Raw genomic sequence first — 19,921 nt, forward strand, 5'->3', positions numbered from 1 at the left:
TACCATCTGGCGGGTGCCGCGCTCACCCGTTACCGCCGTCGCCGCCCGCGGGCTTGCCCCCGACGACAGTGCCGCGACCCTGGGCCCGGGCACCCTCGCCGCCCTCCTCGGGCGCTACCCGGCCCTCGGAGAACCGCTCTCCTGCCGGCCGCTGACCGAGGGGTTGCTCAACCGTGGCTACCGCCTCACCACCACCCGCGGCCGGTACTTCCTCAAGCACCACCTCGACGGTGACCAGGCGGCCATCGCCCGCCAGCACCGCGCCACGCTGCGACTGGCCGGGCTCGGGGTGCCCGTCGCGCCGCCGGTGGCCGCCGCCGACGGCAGCACCGTCACCGTCGTCGGCGGGCGCTGCTACGCCCTGCACCCCTGGATCGACGGCACCCACCGCGACGGCGGCGACCTGACCGGCCCGCAGAGCCGTCGGCTCGGCAGGCTGCTCGGCGTCGTCCACGTCTGCCTCGACCGCGTCATGCGCGCCGAGCCCACCCCGCACCCGGCCACCCCCGCGCCCCCGGCCACCCCCGCGCCCGCGCCCCCTGCCGCCCCCGCGCCCGAGACCGTCCCGGCCCGCGCCCCGGAGCGCGCGCCGTCGTGGGCCGCGCCACCGCCGAGCCGCCCCGAACCCTTTGCCCCGCGGCTGCTGCCCGGGCCCCGTTCGGCGTCCCCGTCGCCGACACCGCTGCCGTGCAACCCGGCGCACGCCGCGCACGTGTCGCCCGGGCCCACGCCGTCGCCCGCGCCGTGGATGGGGGCGCCGCCCGGCTCGCCGGTCGCGGCCGACCCCGCCGAGACCTTCGCCCTCATCGACGACCTGCTCGCGCTGGCCCGCCGCCGGTGTCCGCGCGACGCGTTCGACGAGCTGGCCGAGCACCGCCTCATCGAGCGCCGCGCGCTCATCGAACGCCACGCCCACCGCCGCCCGACCCCCGCCACGACGCCCGTGTCGGGCTGGGTGCACGGCGACTTCCACCCGCTCAACCTGCTCTACCGAGGCACCGAACCGGCGGCGATCGTGGACTGGGACCGGCTCGGCGTCCAGCCGCGCGCCGAGGAGGCGGTACGGGCCGCCGCGATCTTCTTCGTCCGCCCCGGCGGCACCCTCGCGCTGGCCAAGGTCCGCCCGTACGCCCGCGGCTACCGCGCCGCGACCGGCGCGAGCCCGCAGGAGCTGGCCGCCGCCGTGCACCGGGTGTGGTGGGAGCGGCTGAACGACTTCTGGATACTCCGCTGGCGCTACCAGCGCGGCGACCACCGGGCCGACCCGCAGTTCCCCGCCGTGGCCGCCCTGGCCGTCTGGTGGACGAGCCGCTACGAGGCGGTACGCGCGGCCTTCTGCGAGTGAGCCACGCCCACGGCCGGACGGGAGCGCGCGCGTGGCCAGCTCAGACCAGGTCCGGTCAGGACAGGCCGCCGTGGCCGTACGAGCGGCCCCGCACGCGGCGGCGGCGCGGTCCGTACGCCCCCTGTCGGGGAGGTACGGGCCGCGCCGCCGTGCCGTCGTGTGCCGGGCCGGGTGGGCCAGGTGGACCGGGCGGGCCGGGGGTGGGCCGGCTACTGCTCGCCGCCCTCGTCGCCGCCCGGGCCGCCGGCGTCGCCGCCGTTGCCCGCGTTGCCGCCGCCCGGGTCGCCGGTCGGCTGGTTGCCGCCGGTCACGGGGTCGGTCGTCGGGTCCGTGGTCGGGTTCGGGTCGTCCGTGGTCGCCGGGTCGGTCGGCTCCGTCGCACCGTCGGTGGGGTCGGTCGTCGGGTCCGTCGTCGGATCCGTCGTCTGGTCCTGGCTGGGCGGCGGCGTCGTCTGGCCCTGGGACGGCGGCGGGGTCCAGCCGCCGGTCCCGCCCGTCGTACCGTCGCCGGTCTCGGTCGGCTGCGACGACGGTTCCGTGGGCTCCTTCGTCGGCTCCTTGGTCTCCTTCTCGGAGGCCGACGGCGACACCGTCTTGGTCGGCTGCTTGCCGCCCTCGCCGTCGCCGCCCGCCTTCAACGCGAGGACGACGCCCACCACGATGGCGATCAGCGCCAGCGCCGCGAACAGCCACATCTTGCCGCGCCCGCCGCCGCCGCGCGGGTCGCCGTCGAACCCGCCGTCGTCGTCCCGGCCGGGCCCGATGAACACCGGCTGCTGGGAGGTGTCGCCGCTGCCGGGGTGCGGCATGGCGGAGGCGCCCGGCAACCCCATGGCGGGGGTGCTGGCACCGAGGTGGGCGACGGGGCCGGTGTTCCACGTACCGGTGTAGCCGCCCTCCTCGTGCAGCATCTGGAGCGCGTACTGCACCAGACCGCGCATCTCCTCGGCGCTCTGGAACCGGTCGTCCGGGTCCTTGGCCAGCGAGCGCATGACCAGCCCGTCCAGCTCCGGCGGCACCCCGTCGGAGACCTCGGACGGCGGGACCGGGGCGTCCTGCACGTGCTGGTAGACCACCGAGAGCGGGGTCTCGCCGGTGAACGGCGGGCGCAGCGCGAGCAGCTCGTACAGCAGGCAGCCGGTCGCGTACAGGTCGGAGCGGTGGTCGACGGCCTTGCCGAGCGCCTGCTCGGGGGAGAGGTACTGCGGGGTGCCCATGACCATGCCGGTCTGCGTCATGGTGCTGGCGGCGCCGTGCAGGGCGCGGGCGATGCCGAAGTCCATGACCTTGACGGCGCCGCTGTGGGTGATGATGACGTTGGCCGGCTTGATGTCGCGGTGCACGATGCCGTGCTGGTGGCTGTACGCGAGCGCTTCGAGGACGCCGGAGACGATGATCAGCGCCTGGTCCGGCGGCGGGGCCTCCGCGTTGAGCAGCAGGTCGCGGATGGTGTGGCCCTCGACCAGCTCCATCACGATGTAGGGGACCACGTGCTGCCGGCCGCCCGCCCCCACCAGGTCCTCGCCCGAGTCGTAGACCGCGACCACCGCGTGGTGGTTCAGGCCCGCCACGGACTGCGCCTCACGCGTGAAGCGCGCCTTGGAGACCGGGTCCTCGGCGAGGTCGGCGCGCAGCAGCTTGATGGCCACCGTGCGGCCGAGGCGCACGTCCTCGGCGCCGAACACCTCGGCCATGCCGCCGCGGCCGAGCTTGTGCGTCAGCCGGTACCGTCCATCGCCGATCAGCCCGCCGTTGCCCCAAAACTCCGGCGAATCGGACATTCCAATTCCGGTGGCGTCAGAATCGGAGGGCCCCTCAGCGCCCTGGGTCTGTGCCATCAGTCCTCGCCGTCGTTTCTATCCACTCACACGGGCTAGGGTTCCCCAGGCCAGCGGCTGGGGTCGTACTTCGCTAAGGCACGCTACAGGCTCCGAGCGGCCCACCGGTTCGTGATGGACCGGCCATCAAACCTGTTTCGGGCGGAGCCTGGCAAATCACGTGACGGCTTCTTGCGCATCCGGTCACGGAACGGGCACGCGGCTTGACGTGTCGGCCCCCTGGGGCAGACTTGGCCGAGATATAGGGATCAACGGGCGTGTGAAATGCCCAATGGCCAGGGCAGTGCGCCAAGGGGGAAGTACACGATGAGCCAGCACGGCGCACAGGGCCGCTACCAGGGCCACTCCATCGCCGGCGGGCGCTACCAGCTCCAAGACCTCCTGGGCGAGGGCGGAATGGCCTCCGTGCACCTCGCGTACGACACGGCCCTGGACCGCCAGGTGGCCATCAAAACCCTGCACACCGAACTCGGCCGAGAGCAGTCGTTCCGCGAACGTTTCCGTCGCGAGGCCCAGGCCGTCGCCAAGCTGTCACACACCAACATCGTCTCGGTCTTCGACACCGGCGAGGACGAGCTCGACGGTGGCCTGATGCCGTACATCGTCATGGAGTACGTCGAGGGCCAGCCGCTGCGCTCGGTGCTCGACACGGACGTGCGGCAGTACGGCGCGATGCCCGCCGACAAGGCGTTGAAGATCACGGCGGACGTGCTCGCGGCGCTCGAGGTCAGCCACGAGATGGGCCTGGTGCACCGCGACATCAAGCCCGGCAACGTGATGATGACCAAGCGCAATGTGGTCAAGGTCATGGACTTCGGCATCGCCCGCGCCATGCAGTCGGGCGTCACCTCGATGACCCAGACCGGCATGGTCGTCGGCACCCCGCAGTACCTCTCCCCCGAGCAGGCGCTCGGCCGTGGCGTGGACGCCCGCTCAGACCTGTACTCGGTCGGCATCATGCTCTTCGAGCTGGCCACGGGGCGGCTGCCGTTCGACGCGGACTCGCCGCTGGCCATCGCGTACGCGCACGTGCAGGAGGAGCCGGTCGCCCCGTCGACCGTCAACCGCTCGCTGACGCCGGCCATGGACGCGCTCGTGGCCCGCGCGCTGAAGAAGAACCCGAACGAGCGCTTCCCCACCGCGGAGGCGATGCGCGACGAGTGCGCGCGCATCCTCGGCAGCGGCCAGTCCGGCGCCGCCCCCGCGGTGATCACCGGCGGCGGCCCGCAGCGCAGCGGTGCCGGCGTCGGCTCGGCGGTCTTCCCGCCCGTCGACCAGCAGGCGGCGCAGACCCCCGCCCAGCACAGCGTGCAGACCCCGTACCAGCCGCCCCAGCAGGCCGGTTACCAGAGCGGCGGCTTCGGCCCGTCCACGCCGCCGCCCGGCCCGTACGCGCCGCAGCAGGCCGGCTACCCGAGCCCGACCCCGGCCCCGTCTCCGTACCAGGCCGGCGGCCCCAGCACCCCGCCCCCGTACGCCACCACGCCGGGCCACGCGGCCGGTGGCGGTGGGCAGGGCGGTGACGGCGGCAGCAAGAAGGTCATCATCAGCTCGGCCGTGGTGGCGGCGGTCGCGATCATCGCCGTGATCGTCGCCTTCGCGCTCAAGGGCGGCGGCGGTGACGACGGCGGCAAGGAGGAGCAGGCCAAGCCGACCCAGGAGGCCACGACGGCGGCCGGCTTCAAGGAAGGCGACAAGACCAAGACCATCGACCCGGAGAAGTGCACCGAGGCGTACGACGCCCCGGACAAGCCGGGCTCGTTCATCATGCCGGAGTTCCAGTACCTCTACATCGACTCGGTGAAGAACTGCCTCAAGAAGGCGGGCTGGAAGTACGAGGTCGTCCCGATGAACGAGAACACCTGGGGCAAGGGCACCGTCATGGAGTACACCTTCGACAAGCGCGAGCCCTTCGACCCGGACGAGGACAAGGTCGAGCTGACGGTCTCGACGGGCAACCCGGAGTAGGCCCGGAGCAGACTCCGAGCAGACCCCGAGCAGCCAGCGCCGAACGCCCGGCACGACGGCCCCCCGACCCGAGCGGTCGCGGGGGCCGTCGTCGTCGCGGGGCTCTGGGGTCGCGTGTTGATGGCGTCGGGCCGATGGCGTCGCGCGGGTCGCTGGCGTCCGGGGCGAGGTTGTGCGAGCGGGCCCCGGTGGCCGGGCGGCGCACGCGCGAGGCGCGTGGCGTACATCGGTACGCCACGCGCCCTGGGGTGTGTGGGGTGGGGGGTGAGGGGCGAAAGGTCAGAGGGGCGGGGGGCCAGAGGGCTTAGAGGTAGGGGCCGGAGCGGGCCCCGCCGGGGGGCTGCGGACCCTCTTCCTCGTCCCCGCCGCCCATGCCCGGCGGCAGCGCCCTGCGCATCTGCTCCAACTGCGCGCGCGCCGCCATCTGCTGGGCGAACAGCGCGGTCTGGATGCCGTGGAAGAGGCCCTCCAGCCAGCCGACCAACTGAGCCTGCGCGATGCGCAGTTCCGCCTCGGTGGGGACCGTCTCGTCCGTGAAGGGCAGGGAGATCCGTTCCAGCTCCTCGATCAGCTCCGGCGCGAGACCGTCCTCAAGCTCCTTGACGGAGCTGGAGTGGATCTCCTTCAGCCGAACCCGGCTCGCCTCGTCCAGAGGCGCCGCCCTGACCTCCTCCAGAAGCTGCTTGATCATGCTGCCGATGCGCATGACCTTCGCCGGCTGCTCGACCATGTCCGTCACGGGCATCTCGCGCGCGTCGTCGCCGCCGCCGCCTTCTTGGGAGCCGGCACTGCCGAGAGCCATCCCGTCCGGACCGACGACCAGGACGTGCGGGCTCTCCTGCGACCGTTCGTTCATCGGCTGGTTCATGACTCCCATTGTTCCGTACGACACGCCGAACGGCCGGTGCGGGGGCGGGCTCCGGCCACCGCCAGCTCAGCGCCGGCGCAGGCGGAGGCCGAAGTACGCGAGGCCGAGGCCGGTGAGCGCCATGCCCGTACCGAGCGGCAGGACGCGCATGACCCGGTCGCCCGGTTCGGCGGCGCTCTCCCCGCCCGTGGCGCCGTCGGGCGCCGTCCCCGGTCCGGCCCCCGCGGGGCGCCCCCCGCCGCCCGTGCCGTCCGCCTCACCCGACGACAGCAGCGGCACCGGTGGGTGGCCGGGCAGACCCCAGCCGTAGCCGTACGGGGGGCGCCCCGCCTCCGCGTGGTCGCGCGACCCGCCCCAGGGCGGCCGGCCCTCGGGCGGGGCCGGCCCGACGGACGCGTCGCCCGGGGCGGAGGACGCGGAACCGGGCGGCGCCGTCGACGCCGCGTCCCGGCCGGTGGACGGTGCGGCGGAGGCGTCGGGGGACGAGCGGCCGTCGGAGGGCGCGGCGGAGGCGTCGCCGTCGCCCGCGTCGCCGTCGTTCGCGTCGCCGTCCCCCTCGTCCGCGTCGCCGTCCGGGTCGTTCGGGTCGCCGGGGTCGCGGCCGTCCGCGTGGCCCTCGTCGTGGCCGGTGCCGTGGTCAGTGCCCTGGTCGGGGTCGGGGTCGGGGCCGGTGTCGGGGTCGGTCTGGTCGGCCGGGTCGCGGCCCGGCTCGTGGTCGGGGTCCGGGCGGGCGGCGTCGCCGTGTTCGGAGGGGGCCGGGCGCTCGTGGCCGGGCGGGCGGTCCGGGCCGGTGGGGTCACCCGGTCGGACGGAGGTGGCCGAGCCGTTCCCCAGGCCGTCGAGCGGGACCACGCGGCCGGGGTGGGCGCGCCCCTCGCCCGGGCCGTTGCCCGCGAGCCGGCCGCCGGACGGCTCGGGTGGCCCGGCGGGCAGCGCGTGCCCGGGCGACACGGGCCCCGACACCGCGATGACCAGTGCGCACACCCCGCCCAGCAGCCACCCGCCCCGCCGGACGACACCGGCGGGGCGGGGTGCGGTCGGGGGGCGGAGCGCCTCCGTGCAGGGGCGTCCGCCGCTCGCGGAGCCGGGGGTGGGGCCGGGGGCGGTGGCGGCGGCCGGGGGGCGGGTGCTGGCGGTGGCGCGGGGAGAGCGGGCGCTGGTGGTCGCGCGCGGGGAGCGGGTGCTGGTGGTGGCGCGCGGGGGGCTGACTGGCCGGGGAACGTCTTCGCGTCGTGAACGGTGCCGGTGCGCTGAGACCACGTCCGCGTCCCTTCGGTCCCGTCATCCATCGACTGACGGTCCCAGCGTCACACGGGGCGACATGTCCGGCATCTTGGGTTACGGAGCGGCGTGACGTGACCGTGTGACGCGGCCGTGCGACGGACGGGACGACCGGGAGCCCAGGGCTCGGAGGCCCCGGACGCCCCGGGCGTCACGGCGTCACGGCGTCACGGCGTCACGGCGTCACGGCGTCAGCAGGACCTTGCCGACGTGGGCGCTGCCCTCGATCACGCGGTGGGCCTCGGCGGCCTGGTGCATGGGCAGCGTCCGGTCCACCACGGCCCGTACCCGGCCGCTCTCGATCAGCGGCCACACGTGTTCCCGTACCGCCGCGACGATCGACGCCTTCTCGGCCAGCGGGCGCCCGCGCAGCGACGTCGCGGCCACCGCGCCTCGCTTGCCGAGCAGCGTGCCGAGGTTCAGCTCGCCCTTCACGCCGCCCTGGAGGCCGATGATCGCGAGCCGACCGTTGATGGCGAGCGCCCGTACGTTCGCGTCCAGGTACTTCGCGCCGACGATGTCGAGGATGACGTCCGCGCCCGCGCCGCCCGTCGCGGCGCGCAGCTCGGTGACGAAGTCCTGCTCCCGGTAGTTGATCAGCACGTCGGCGCCCAACTCCGCGCACGCGGCCAACTTCTGCTCGCTGCCGGCCGTGACGGCGACCGTGGCGCCCACCGCCTTCGCGAGCTGGATGGCCATCGTGCCGATGCCGCTGGAGCCGCCGTGCACCAGCAGCGTCTCGCCGGGGCGGAGGTGAGAAATCATGAACACGTTGGACCAAACGGTGGATACCACCTCCGGCAGGGCCGCCGCCGTGACGACGTCCATCCCGGCCGGCACGGGCAGCACCTGTCCGCTCGGCACCGCGACCTTCTCCGCGTACCCGCCGCCGCTCAGCAGCGCGCACACCTCGTCGCCGACCGCCCAGCCGCCGCCTCCGCCGGGGCCGACGGCGACGACGCGGCCGGAGCACTCCAGCCCCGGGTACGGCGACGCGCCGGGCGGCGGGTCGTAGAAGCCCTGCCGTTGCAGCACGTCGGCGCGGTTGACGGCGCTGGCCGCCACCTCGACGAGTACCTCTCCCTCGGCGGGCTCGGGATCGGGAACCTCGGCCCAGACGAGGGCCTCGGGTCCGCCTGGCTCTGGGACGGTGATCGCACGCATGCACGCGAGGCTACCCGCGCCGGCCACTCCCACTCGGGCCACGCCACGGGCGGATATGGACGGCGGGACGACCGTGGGCGGCGGAACAGCCGTGGATGGCCGTGGGCGGCCGAGGATGACCGTGGGCTCTCCGAACGCCGGGCAGTACGCCGGGCAGGGGCGGGGGCTGGCGGGCTCACCAGCCCGCGCGGGCTGACGGGTTCGCGGGGGCGGCCCGGGCCGCCACCGCTGACGGCCGTGGCGCACCGCCGGCCCTGGCTCACCGCGCGTCCGGGCTCACCGCGCGTCCGGGCTCACCGCGGGTCCGGGCTCGCTGGCCGCCCGGGTCAGCTCACTGGCTGGCCGGGGTCGCTCGCTCCCCGCCCCGACCGGGCTCGCCGGCCGCCCGGGCTGGGCGGTCACTCGGCCGCGGGGCGGGCGCGTACGACGACGATCAGCCGGTCGGTGGCCTGCAACGGGCTCGCCTCCGGGTCGTCGTAACCCAGCAGTCGATGGCCGCGCAGCACCGTCACCACCAGGTCGTCCGTCTCCCGGACCTGCTTGCCGACCTCCGACTTGACCACCGGGCGCTCGATCAGATCGAGGCCGCTGCCCTGCTGGATGAGGTCCTCCATCACGGCGCCCGCGCTCGGGCTGTGCACGGACAGGCCGAGCAACCGACCGGCCGCGCTGGCGCTGGTGATCACCGCGTCCGCGCCGGACTGCTTCAGCAGCGGCGCGTTCTCCTCCTCGCGGACGGCGGCCACGATGGTGGCGTTCTTGTTCAACTGCCGCGCCGTGAGCGTGACCAGCACCGCCGTGTCGTCGCGCTGGGTGGCGATCACGAACTGGCTGGCCCGCTGCCCCTCCGCCCGCAGCAACACGTCGCTGCGGGTCGCGTCGCCGACGACGCCGGCGAACCCCTCGGCGTTGGCCGTCTCGATCACCTTGTGGTTCGGGTCCACCACCACGACCTGGTCCTTTCGCAGCCCCGTCGCACACAGCGTCTGCACGGCAGAGCGCCCCTTGGTGCCGAAACCGACGACGATGGTGTGGTCGCGCAAGGCGCTCCTCCAACGGTTGAGACGGAACTGCTCGCGGGTGCGCTCGGTGAGCACCTCCAGCGTGGTACCGACCAGGATGATCAGGAACAGCACGCGCAGCGGCGTGATCAGCAGCACGTTGGTGAGCCTGGCGCCGTCGCTGTGCGGAACGATGTCGCCGTACCCGGTGGTCGACAACGTGACGGTCGAGTAGTAGACGGAGTCGAGGAAGTCGACGGCGCCGTCGGCGTTGTCGTGGTACCCCTCGCGATCCAGGTAGACCAGCAACACCGTGGTGACCATCACGAAGAGCGCGATCAGCAACCGCCGCCCCACCTGCCGCAGCGGCCCCGCCGGAAAGCGCGGCAACTGCACGTGGTGGGAGACGGGTTCTTGGTTACGCGCTGCCGTGTCCTGCGAGGGCAGCTTCACTCGGTTCCTCCGGGCGGCCTGGCTTCGGGTCTGTCCCGTTCACGTTCCGGGGCGACGTCGTCGGTACGGGCGGTGTGCGGGTGGATGGTGTGTGGGTGGGTGGTGCGCGGGTGGGTGGTGTTGGTGCGAGCGGTGTGCGGGTGGTTGTTGTCGCTACGAGTGGTGTCGGTACGGGCCCTGGGTGGGGAACCTTCCGGCTGCTCGCGGACTGCCCCCTGCAGAGACGAGTCGGGCAGGGCGTGAGGTTGCTCGGCGACGGGTTCGGACGTGCGCGCGTGTGGAGTGGGGGCGCCGGTGGCCGGGGCGCCGGTGGCCGGGGCGCCGGTGGCCGGGGCGCCGGTGGCCGGGGTGTCGGTGGCCGGGGTGTCGGTGGCCGGGGTGTCGGTGGCCGGGGTGTCGGACGTGCGCGCGTCGGAGGTCGGGGCGTCGGGGGCGGGGAGGGTGGTGGTTCCGGGGGCCGAGTCGGAGCCGGGGGGTGGCCCGGAACTAGGGCCGGCATCGGGGCCCGGGGCGCGTTCGGGCAGGTGGTGGTGGGTGCCGGGCCAGTGGCCGACGCCGCCGGCACCCATCCACGGCAGGCCCAACACCTCGACCTCGTCGCCCCGCGCCACGCCCCCGGGCGGGATGACGGCCAACCCGTGCGCGACGGAGATGCCGCGCAACATCGCCGGCCCGCTGAAGTGCAGCGGCACCGCAGCCCCGGACCGGCGGCGCACCGGCACGAGGCGGGTGTCCCGGGGGTGCCAGGGCACCTCGTCGGCCAGCGGCAGCCACGTCGACGGGCCACCCGACCCGCCGGCCTCCCCCGACCGCCCGGCGGCCGGCCCGGCATCGGGACGCGGCCGAGCGGCGAGCGTACGGAGCAACGGCTCGGCGAACGTCATCAGCCCGGACACGGCGGCCAGCGGGTTGCCCGGCAGCCCCACCAGGTGCCGGCGCCCGTCCAACCGGGCGAGCAGCATGGGATGGCCGGGGCGCACGGCGACCCCGTCCACCAGCAGATGGGCCCCGAGCTGTCGCAGTACGGGGTGGACGTGGTCCACCGGGCCGCCCGCCGTACCGCCCGTGGTGATCACCAGATCGGCGGGGGACCGCTCGATGGCGATGCGCAACGCCGCCGCGTCGTCCCCCAGCCAACGGGTGGCCACCACGTCCGCGCCGAGCGCCTGGAGCCACGGCCCGAGCATCGGGCCCAGCGCGTCACGGATGAGCCCGTCGTGCGGCAGCCCCGAGCGCAACAACTCGTCGCCCAGCACCAACACCTCGGCCCGTGGCCTGCGTACCGTCACCAACTCGTCGTACCCGGCCGCCGCCGCGAGCCCCAACACGGCAGGCGTCACCAGCGTCCCGGCCGGCAACAACTGGTCGCCCCTGCCGCACTCCTGTCCCCTCGGCCGAATGTCCTGCCCATGCTGGACGGGATGCCCGGGCAAGGCATGGACCCAGCCGGCCTGGGTCTGGCCCCCGGACTGGGCGCGGGCCTGGTACTGGGCATGGGCCTGGTTTCGGGCTTGGGCCTGGCTGTGGACGTGGTCGCGGTCGTGGTCCGGCGGCGGGGCGTCGGGTCCCTGGGGTGGCGCGGACGGTTGGTGCGTCGCGGGGTCGGCATGGCGGCCGTCGCGCGTACGCGGGTGCTCGGGCTCGCCCGTACGCGGATGCGCGGACTCGCCCGTACGCGGGTGCTCGGGCCCGCCCGTAGCGGCGGCCAGGTCGGTGGTCCCGGGGGCCGGCTGGTCAGCGTGATGACCGCACGAGGAATTGGACCACGACGAAGCCGCCCGCGCGCTCGGGCCCACCGTGCGCCCGTCCCGCTCCGTGCCGTGCTCGCTGCGCAGTACGGCGGTGGCCCCGGGCGGGGTCCTGGCGCCGGTGGCGATGCGTACCGCCTGGCCGTCCTCCAACGGCTCCGGCCGCGCGTGCCCCGCCAACACCCCACGGCCACGCGCCGGCAACCGCCAGGGCCCGGGGCCCGCGAGCGCCCAACCGTCCATGGCCGACGTGTCGAAGGGCGGCAGGTCGGTCAGCGCGGTCAACGGCTCCGCCAACACGCGTCCCAGCGCCTCACCCAACGGCGTCGGCGCCGCGGGCAACGGCGCACTCACCGCACGTACCGCTGCCGTACGAGCCCCCGCCCAACTCACGCTCCCCCTGTGCCCCCGGGAGTTGGCCACACCCGCGCGAACGCCTCCTGCCGCGGCATGCCCCGCGTCCGCCACGCGGCCCGCGCCGTCGCTGGCGGGCCCGGCACCCGCACCGTCGCCGACGGGGCCGGTGCTCGCCGAGGCGCCGGCCTCCCGCGTACGACTGCCGCCCACCGCGCAGTTGCCGACCCGCGCGGGACCAACGCTCTCGGCCGAGCCGGCCACCTGTGTCGGGCCGTCGGACGGGGCCGCGTTACCGGCCGGGGACGTGCCGGGCGGGGGCGAACTGTCGGTCGAGCTCGGGCTGCCGGCCGAGGTCGGGGCGTCGGCCGGGCCCGGGGTATCGGCCGAGCTCGGGCCGGGGGTCGAGGTCGGGCCGGAGGCCGGGGCCGGGTCGTCGCTAGGGCTGAGGTTGGTGGTCGAGCTGGGGTCGGCGGTCGGGCTGGGGTCGGCGTCGGCCTCGGCGGGGGCGGCCTCGCTGGTCGGCCCGGTTCGGGGGGCGGGCGCGCGCGGCGAGCTGGACGGGCTGGCGGCGGGCTGATCCGTACGACCGCCTCGGTCCGACACTGGGTACGGTTCGGCCGCCCGCTCCGGATCGGGGACGGTTCCGGGGTCGTGGTCGAGGTCGTGGTCGAGGTCGGGGCCAGCACCGGAGACAGGGTCCGGATCGGAACCAGGGCCGGAGGCGGGGTCGGGGTCGGTCACGCCGTTCGGCCGTCGCGGGACGGCGTACGGCTCAGCGCTCCGCCGCTCCCTCGGCCGTACGGCCCGGCCCGAGGCCGCCACGGCGAGCGCCTCGTCCGTCGCGCGGTCCAGCGCCGCTTCGGCGCTCTCGTCGCCCGCCGAGCCCGCCCGTTGTCGACCGCTCATTCCGCTGACCGCTCCGCGTCCCCGGTGATGCCGGGGCCCTCGGGTCCACCCCCACCCGGAACCACGGGCCCCGGCGCCTCGCCATTCGCCGCGTCGGGTACGGCCGGCGGCGACTCGGCGCCCTCCCGCGCCCAGCGCGCCGCGAGCGCGACCGCCTTACGGGTTGCCTCAGCCACCGCCTCCGGGCCCGCGTCGGCGGCGCGCCCGGCCGCGTAGCCCACGAGGAAGGTGGTCAGTGGCGCGGCGGGACGTGCCACGCCGTGTGCCGCGTCCCTGGCCAGGTCGAGCAGGGCCGCCGCGTCGACGTCGAGGTCGATACCGAGTTCCGCTTTGACTGTGTCGATCCATTCATCCAGCACACGGCCATGCTCCCTGATCCGCGCCCGGGCGACGCCCACCGCGTCCCAGGTGTCGCAGTCGAACGCGGCAGCCGCGTGCTGGCGCAATCCGCGCAGCCGCAGCTCACCGGTCAACAACCGGAGCGGCAACCCGGACAGGCGGCCGTGTTCGGCGTACAGCAGGCCCAGCTCGCGGTGCAACGCCTCGGCCCGGTAGGCGGCGGCGAGCGGCTGCCCCCGCCCCTGCCCGTCGATGAGCTGCGCCCCCTCGTGGTCGGGCGGAATGGCGACCAGGTCCCGCACCGTCCCGGCCGTCATGAACGGCAGGTCCGCCGAGAGCACGAGCACCGTCCCCGCCGTCGTCTCCCGTACCCCGGCCGCGAGCCCCGCCACCGGCCCACCCCCCGGCGGCTCCTCGCGCACCCAGTGGACCGGTCGCACCGTCGGCCGGCGCGGGCCCACCACGACCGTGCGCCGCGCGTCCCGACACGCGCCGAGCACTCTGTCGAGCAGCGAACGCCCCCCGACCTGGAGGGATGGCTTGTCCGCTCCCCCGAGCCGCCGCGCCGCGCCGCCGGCCAGCACCACGGCGTCGTACGTCACCCGTCCACCCGTTCACCCGTCATGCCCCGAGTATGGCCGCCCCCGCCCCCACACCCCACGGAAACCACCCAACCCACCCCAACCACTGCCGGTCTCGCCGCCACCCCTCCCACACCCGCCTCCCAGCCACCCACCCCACACCCACCCGCTGCCCAACGCCCACCCCCACCCAGCCCCGTTCGCCAACCTTCCCCGTGCTCACCCCCACGCCCGCCCGGGCCCGAGCGCCCCATCGCCGCGTCCGAGCCCCGCAGTGGGCCCCCACCACTCACCCAGGGGCCCACCCACCCCACCGCACCACCAACCCGCGCCTCACTCACCCACGCACGTCGCTCACTCACGTACGCCGTTCACCCACGCAGGTCGCTCACCCGCTACACCGTGCGCAGCAACACCGCCGGTTGCTCGACGCAGTCGGCCACGTAGCGCAGGAACCCGCCGGCGGTGCCGCCGTCGCACACCCGGTGGTCGAAGGTCAGCGAGAGCTGCACGACGCGGCGTACCGCCAGCTCACCACGGTGGACCCAGGGCCGGTCCGCTATGCGCCCCACTCCGAGCATCGCCGCCTCGGGGTGGTTGATGATCGGGGTGGAACCGTCCACTCCGAACACCCCGTAGTTGTTGAGCGTGAAGGTGCCACCGGTCAGCTCGGCCGGGGTGAGCCGCCCCGCCCGTGCGCTCTCCGTGAGCCGCGCGAACTCCGCCGACAGTTCCACCGCGTCCCGCAGGTGCGCGTCGCGTACGACGGGAACCATGAGGCCACGGTCGGTCTGGGCGGCGAAGCCCAGGTGCACCTCGGGGAGCCGGACGATCTCGCGGGCCTCGGTGTCCACCGTTGAGTTCAGCTCGGGGTACCGGGCGAGCGCGGCCGTGCAGATCCGCGCCAACACGGCGAGCAGCGAGACCTTGGGATCGCCGGCCGCGTTCATCGCGGCGCGGGCCGCGAGGAGTTCGGTCGCGTCGGCGTCGACCCAGCAGGTCGCCTCGGGGATCTCCCGACGGCTGCGGGACAGCTTCTCGGCCACGGCCCCGCGCACCCCGCGCAGCGGTATCCGCTCCGCCTCCCGGGCGCCGGCCAGGCCGCCCCCGCGCGCCAGCGCCCCGGACGCGCCGACCACCTGGGCCGACGGCTGCCGCTCCGGGCTCGCGACGGTTCCACGCGCCGCCGCCGACGACGCCGATCCCGCCAACGCAGCCGACGCCGACGGGGCCGTACCGGCCTCCGCACGCTCCCGCTCCGAGCGTTCCGCGTTACTCGACGCCACGGTCATCCGCGCTATCGCCCGCTCCACATCCGAGCGCAGGATCAGCCCATCGCGCCCGGAGCCCACCACGTCACCCAGGTCCAACCGGTGTTCCCGGGCCAGCCGTCGCACCAGCGGTGAGATCACCGGTGTCGGCCGCCCGGACGCCTGCGCGTCGCCGTCCGTATCACCAGACGCGCCGCCGTCCGTACCGCCAGACGCACCGCCACCGACCGCCGCCGACCCGCGCGTGCTCGCCGTGGTCGCTGCGCCCACCACGGCCGTCGCGGACGCGGCAGCCGTCGTTTCCGCCCCGCCCTCTCGCTGCGCGCCGACCGTGCCCGCTCCGGCTCCCACCGCCTCGGTCGCACGTCGCGCGGAGGTGCCCAGCGGCGCGGCGCGCAGTCGCCGTCGGCGTGCCGCCGGGGCTCCGGTCCCGTACCCGACCAGTACGTTTCCCGACCCCTCCGAGTCGCCCTCGCCGCCGCGCGCCGGGGCGCCCGCACCGCCGCCGTCGCCGGCGCGGACGCCCGCCGGACTGGAACCCGTCGAATCCGCCGCCCCTGCCGGGCCCCTGCCTTCGGTGTCCGGGTCGGGCCCTTCGGACGGGTCGCCCACCGCCACCGTCAGGAGGGCCGCGCCGACCGGCAGTTCCGAGCCCTCCTCGCCGAACCTCGCGGTGACCACGCCCCCGTACGGGCAGGGCACCTCCACCATGGCCTTCGCGGTCTCGACCTCGACCACCGGCTGGTCGACCGCCACCACGTCGCCGACGGCCACCAGCCATCGCACGATCTCCGCCTCGGTCAGCCCTTCTCCCAGGTCGGGGAGGGCGAATTCGCGCACCACCGCCATCAGTGAGCACCCCCCGCGATGCGCTCGGCCCCGCCCCGACCGGGCTCGGACGTCCAGTCGGCCTCCCACTGGAGACGCGCCACCGCGTCCAACACCCGGTCCACGCCCGGCAGGTGGTGCCGCTCCAACATCGGCGGCGGGTACGGGAGGTCGAACCCCGCGACCCGCAGCACCGGCGCTTCCAGGTAGTGGAAGCACCGCTCGGTGATCCGGGCGGCGATCTCCCCGCCGGGGCCGCCGAACCCGGTGGACTCGTGGACCACCACCGCGCGCCCGGTGCGGCGCACCGACGCGCACACCGTCTCGTCGTCGAACGGCACCAGCGAGCGCAGGTCAACGACCTCCAGGTCCCAGCCTTCGGAGCGCGCCGCCTCGGCCGCCTCAAGGCAGACCGGGACCGAGGGCCCATAGGTGATCAGGCTGGCGCTGCGGCCCGCGCGCCGCACGACCGCGCGACCGATCGGAGCGACCTGCTCCGGCTGCTCCGGCGACCAGTCGGCCTTCGACCAGTACAGCCGTTTCGGCTCCAGGAAGACCACCGGGTCATCGGACGCGATGGACGCGCGCAGCAGGCCGTACGCGTCGGCGACGGTCGCCGGTGTCACCACGTGCAGACCGGGCGTGGCCATGTAGTACGCCTCGGACGAGTCGCTGTGGTGCTCGACGCCACCGATGCCGCCGCCGTACGGGATACGGATGGTCAGCGGCATCGGCATGGCACCCCGGGTGCGGTTGCGCATGCGCGAGACGTGGCTGATCAACTGCTCGAACGCGGGATAGGCGAAGGCGTCGAACTGCATCTCCACGACCGGCCGCAGCCCGTACATCGCCATCCCGATCGCCGTGCCCAGGATGCCGGCCTCGGCCAGCGGGGTGTCGGTGCAGCGCTCCTCACCGAACTCCTTCACCAGCCCGTCGGTGATCCGGAAGACGCCGCCGAGGCTGCCGACGTCCTCGCCCATCACGTGCACCGTGGGGTCCTCGGTCATGGCGTCGCGCAGCGCGCTGGTCAACGCCTGCGCCATGCTCGCGGGCTTGCGCCCCGCCTTGCGGGTGGTGGGGATGGCCGCGGTGGTCATCGTTCCTCCTCCGCGTCGAGCTCGGCGTCGAGCTCCGCACGCAGTTGGGCCGCCTGCTCCTGCAGTTGGCTCGTCTTCTCGGCGTACACGTGCGCGAACAGGTCCATCGGGTCGAGCGCGGCGTCCGCGTTCATGCGCTCGCGGAGCCTGGCGGCCATCTGTTCGGCCGCGTCGCGCGCTTCGGTTATCACGTCGTCCGTCAGCAGGCCGCGCGATCGCAGCTCGTGTTCGAGGAGTTCGATCGGGTCGTGCGCGCGCCACGCCTCCACCTCGGCGTCCGTGCGGTAGCGGGTGGCGTCGTCGGCGTTGGTGTGCGCCTCCACGCGGTAGGTCACGGCCTCGATCAGGGTGGGCCCGCCGCCCGTACGCGCCCGCTCGACGGCCTCGGTCAGCACCTCGTGCATGGCGACGGCGTCGTTGCCGTCGACGAGGCGGCCGGGGATGCCGTACCCCACGCCCTTGTGGGCGAGGGACGGCGCCGCGGTCTGCTTGGCCAGCGGCACGGAGATCGCGAAGCCGTTGTTCTGTACGAGGAAGACGACGGGCGCCCGCCAGACGGCGGCGAAGTTCAGCGCCTCGTGGAAGTCGCCCTCGCTGGTGCCCCCGTCGCCGACCATGGCCAGGGCGACCACGTCATCGCCCTTGAGGCGCGCCGCGTGCGCCAGCCCCACGGCGTGCGGCAGTTGGGTGGCCAGCGGCGTGCACAGCGGCGCCACCCGGTGTTCGCCCGGGTCGTAGCCGGTGTGCCAGTCGCCGCGCAGCAGCGTCAGCGCCTCCACCGGGTCGACCCCGCGGGCGATGACCGCGAGGGTGTCCCGGTAGCTGGGGAAGAGCCAGTCCTGGTCGGCGAGGGCGAGGCCCGCGGCGATCTCGCACGCCTCCTGACCGGTGGAGGAGGGGTAGACGGCCAGCCTGCCCTGCCGGGTCAACGCCGTGGCCTGCGCGTTGTACCGACGGCCACGCACCAACTCGGCGTAGAGCCGCAACAGCAACCCCGGATCGGCGTCGGCCACGGCGTCCGTGCCCAGGAGCCGATACGGCTCCGCGTCGGGGAGCAAGGGCGCGGGGTCGGTACGAGGCTGCCAGGCCGGTGGCGGGGTGGGCCGGTAGGAGCCGGGCTGCTCAAGGACCGTCATGTCGAGCACCTCCTCATGGGGCTGCATCCGAGTGCGCGGTGTGACGCGCCTCCCCTACCGATTGTTCGGTCGCCTCGGCATTTTGGCTACATGCGGGCCTAGCCTGTGGACAAACGGTTATCCACAGCCTGAGATAAACGCAGGGCGTCCATGGAGGGGAGGCGAGACCGCATGTCAGACGAACAGATGGCCAATCCGAGCGAGCTGCCACCGGCACGGCCACTCGACCCGATCGACCGCGACATTCTGCGGATGCTGCGAACGGACGGTCGCGCCTCCGTACGTTCCGTGGCCGAACGCGTACACATCTCGCGGGCCAACGCCTACGCGCGCATCAACCGGCTCATCGACGACGGCGTCATACGCGGCTTCAGCGCCCGCATCAACCAGGAGCGGGCGGGCCAGGGCGCCTCCGCGTACATCACCCTCAAGATCGTGCAGAACTCCTGGCGTACCGTCCGCGAAAAGCTGCAAGAGCTGCCGGGCACCGCGCACATCGCCCTGGTCAGCGGCGACTTCGACGTACTGCTGCTGGTCCACACACCCGACAACCGCGCCCTGCGCGAACTGGTCCTCACCCGCATCCAGGCCATACCGGAGGTCCTCGGCACCCGCACGCTGCTGGTCTTCGAGGAGACCGACCTGGGCCTGGACACGGAACTCTGACCGCACCACGCGAACCGGCCCCTCCCCCCTCCCGACCAGCACGCCCCCGCGCTACCCGAGCGAACCCGACACTCCAGTCCCGCCAGGCATCCCAGTGCCGCCAGGCACCTCGGTCCCGCCCGGCTCCCCGGCCCCCGGTGCCTGCCCGGCGCCCCGGTGAGGCTGAGCCGCGCCGGGGCGCGGGGGCGTCGTGGGCCGCGGGAGTGACGCGGAACGCGTTGGTGGCGCGGGGTGGCCCTTCCACCCTGGGGCGGGCGGGCCTCCGCTCCGGTTCGCGCTCGGCGCCGTGGCCAGGGCCGGGGTCACCGACAGGCCCGTGTGACCAGCCGGGCTCGCCCGGTCAGTCGGCCTATGCTCTCCCGACCGGCACCCAGCGGGGCCCGGCCGCCAACGCCCAGCCAGCTCACCCGACCCAGCGGTACGCCCGAGCCCGGCAGCTCAGCGGCAAACTCCGGCCCACCGCGCGGGACTGGGCTCGCGGGCTCAGACCCGCAGCCCGGCGAACGCGGTCCGCACCACGGCGTCCGCCACCTCGTCGCTGGTCGCCGCCCCGCCCCGGCCCGGCCGGTACCACTCGACGATGGAGTTGATCATCCCGAACAGCAGCCGGGTGGCCAGTCGCACGTCCACGTCCGGGCGCAGGTCGCCATCGGCCGCCGCCGTCTTGAGCAGCTCGGCCACCTCGTGGTCGAACTCGCGCCGCCGTTCCATGGCCCATCGCTCGGTGTCCGTGTTGCCCCGCACCCGCAGCAGCAGCGTCACGTACGGCAGCTCCGCCATCAGCACCTCGGCCGTGCGCCGGACCACGTACTGCAACCGGTCGATGGCCGCGCCCTCCAGGGCGTCGGGTTCCCGGAGAATCCCGAACAACCCGTCGAGCGCCCGGCTTATGGCCCGCCGCAGCAGCTCTTCCTTGCCCTTGACGTGGTGGTAGATCGAGGACTTGGAGATGCCCGCCGCCTGCGAGAGGTGCTCCATCGAGGTGCCGTCGTAGCCGCGCTCGTTGAACACCTCGACGGCGACCGCGAGCAGCGATTCGGGCGTGTAGGTGTCGCGCTTGGCCATGGCCAC

General features: G+C 74.5%; 14 protein-coding genes. 3 read left to right on the forward strand and 11 right to left on the reverse strand.

Features of this window, described 5'->3' with window-relative positions; genetic code table 11:
* The first annotated feature begins 13 nt into the window (after positions 1-13).
* Positions 14-1,345 carry a phosphotransferase gene (locus tag H7H31_RS15910; RefSeq protein ID WP_408647978.1) on the forward strand — a complete coding sequence of 444 codons (1,332 nt, stop codon included), beginning with the start codon at positions 14-16 and terminating at the stop codon, positions 1,343-1,345.
* 209 nt (positions 1,346-1,554) lie between these two features.
* Here H7H31_RS15910 and H7H31_RS15915 read toward each other — a convergent pair whose 3' ends face one another.
* Complete coding sequence (locus tag H7H31_RS15915) at positions 1,555-3,183, reverse strand: protein kinase domain-containing protein (protein ID WP_187060292.1); 1,629 nt, start codon at positions 3,181-3,183, stop codon at positions 1,555-1,557.
* Between the two features lie 306 nt (positions 3,184-3,489).
* On the opposite strand from H7H31_RS15915, the gene H7H31_RS15920 reads away from it, so the two are divergent.
* Entirely contained in the window at positions 3,490-5,151 is a 1,662-nt protein-coding gene (locus tag H7H31_RS15920) for a protein kinase domain-containing protein (protein ID WP_187060293.1), read from the forward strand.
* A gap of 304 nt (positions 5,152-5,455) precedes the next feature.
* On the opposite strand, the gene H7H31_RS15925 is transcribed toward H7H31_RS15920, so the two are convergent.
* From H7H31_RS15925 to pdhA, 9 genes are all read right to left on the reverse strand, one after another.
* Entirely contained in the window at positions 5,456-6,019 is a 564-nt protein-coding gene (locus tag H7H31_RS15925; protein WP_269475453.1) for a bacterial proteasome activator family protein, read from the reverse strand.
* A gap of 66 nt (positions 6,020-6,085) precedes the next feature.
* Positions 6,086-7,003, reverse strand: a complete 918-nt coding sequence (locus tag H7H31_RS15930; RefSeq protein WP_187117944.1) for an MSCRAMM family adhesin — start codon at positions 7,001-7,003, stop codon at positions 6,086-6,088.
* Between the two features lie 480 nt (positions 7,004-7,483).
* Positions 7,484-8,464 carry an NAD(P)H-quinone oxidoreductase gene (locus tag H7H31_RS15935; RefSeq protein ID WP_187059896.1) on the reverse strand — a complete coding sequence of 327 codons (981 nt, stop codon included), beginning with the start codon at positions 8,462-8,464 and terminating at the stop codon, positions 7,484-7,486.
* Positions 8,465-8,862: 398 nt separating this feature from the next.
* Positions 8,863-9,918: a potassium channel family protein gene (locus H7H31_RS15940; RefSeq protein ID WP_187059897.1), complete on the reverse strand. Its 1,056-nt coding sequence runs from the start codon at positions 9,916-9,918 to the stop codon at positions 8,863-8,865.
* Positions 9,915-12,929 carry a molybdopterin-binding protein gene (locus H7H31_RS34785; RefSeq protein ID WP_332112636.1) on the reverse strand — a complete coding sequence of 1,005 codons (3,015 nt, stop codon included), beginning with the start codon at positions 12,927-12,929 and terminating at the stop codon, positions 9,915-9,917. Before H7H31_RS34785 ends, H7H31_RS15940 begins: the two co-directional genes overlap by 4 nt.
* A complete protein-coding gene (locus H7H31_RS15955; RefSeq protein WP_187059973.1) occupies positions 12,926-13,870 on the reverse strand; it encodes an NTP transferase domain-containing protein in 945 nt (314 codons plus the stop codon). The genes H7H31_RS34785 and H7H31_RS15955 overlap by 4 nt, the downstream gene beginning before the upstream one ends.
* Positions 13,871-14,244: 374 nt before the next feature.
* A complete protein-coding gene (locus H7H31_RS15960; RefSeq protein WP_187063015.1) occupies positions 14,245-15,969 on the reverse strand; it encodes a dihydrolipoamide acetyltransferase family protein in 1,725 nt (574 codons plus the stop codon).
* Entirely contained in the window at positions 15,969-17,048 is a 1,080-nt protein-coding gene (locus tag H7H31_RS15965) for an alpha-ketoacid dehydrogenase subunit beta (RefSeq protein ID WP_187063016.1), read from the reverse strand. Before H7H31_RS15965 ends, H7H31_RS15960 begins: the two co-directional genes overlap by 1 nt.
* Positions 17,045-18,184, reverse strand: coding sequence for a pyruvate dehydrogenase (acetyl-transferring) E1 component subunit alpha (gene pdhA / locus H7H31_RS15970; protein ID WP_187063031.1), 1,140 nt, complete (start codon positions 18,182-18,184; stop codon positions 17,045-17,047). Before pdhA ends, H7H31_RS15965 begins: the two co-directional genes overlap by 4 nt.
* Positions 18,185-18,355: 171 nt before the next feature.
* On the opposite strand from pdhA, the gene H7H31_RS15975 reads away from it, so the two are divergent.
* Complete coding sequence (locus H7H31_RS15975; RefSeq protein WP_187063017.1) at positions 18,356-18,850, forward strand: Lrp/AsnC family transcriptional regulator; 495 nt, start codon at positions 18,356-18,358, stop codon at positions 18,848-18,850.
* Positions 18,851-19,333: 483 nt separating this feature from the next.
* On the opposite strand, the gene H7H31_RS15980 is transcribed toward H7H31_RS15975, so the two are convergent.
* A complete protein-coding gene (locus H7H31_RS15980) occupies positions 19,334-19,921 on the reverse strand; it encodes a TetR/AcrR family transcriptional regulator (RefSeq protein WP_176162964.1) in 588 nt (195 codons plus the stop codon).

The organism is Streptomyces buecherae (genome assembly GCF_014295035.1).
GTDB lineage: Bacteria > Actinomycetota > Actinomycetes > Streptomycetales > Streptomycetaceae > Streptomyces > Streptomyces youssoufiensis.

Excerpts from the sequence above, each read along its gene's own strand:
- H7H31_RS15915 (WP_187060292.1), bottom strand. The coding sequence starts at position 3,183 with ATGGCACAGACCCAGGGCGCTGAGGGGCCCTCCGATTCTGACGCCACC.
- pdhA (WP_187063031.1), bottom strand. The coding sequence starts at position 18,184 with ATGACGGTCCTTGAGCAGCCCGGCTCCTACCGGCCCACCCCGCCACCG.
- H7H31_RS15975 (WP_187063017.1), top strand. The coding sequence starts at position 18,356 with ATGTCAGACGAACAGATGGCCAATCCGAGCGAGCTGCCACCGGCACGG.
- H7H31_RS15960 (WP_187063015.1), bottom strand. The coding sequence starts at position 15,969 with ATGGCGGTGGTGCGCGAATTCGCCCTCCCCGACCTGGGAGAAGGGCTG.
- H7H31_RS15965 (WP_187063016.1), bottom strand. The coding sequence starts at position 17,048 with ATGACCACCGCGGCCATCCCCACCACCCGCAAGGCGGGGCGCAAGCCC.
- H7H31_RS15935 (WP_187059896.1), bottom strand. The coding sequence starts at position 8,464 with ATGCGTGCGATCACCGTCCCAGAGCCAGGCGGACCCGAGGCCCTCGTC.
- H7H31_RS15925 (WP_269475453.1), bottom strand. The coding sequence starts at position 6,019 with ATGAACCAGCCGATGAACGAACGGTCGCAGGAGAGCCCGCACGTCCTG.
- H7H31_RS34785 (WP_332112636.1), bottom strand. The coding sequence starts at position 12,929 with ATGAGCGGTCGACAACGGGCGGGCTCGGCGGGCGACGAGAGCGCCGAA.
- H7H31_RS15920 (WP_187060293.1), top strand. The coding sequence starts at position 3,490 with ATGAGCCAGCACGGCGCACAGGGCCGCTACCAGGGCCACTCCATCGCC.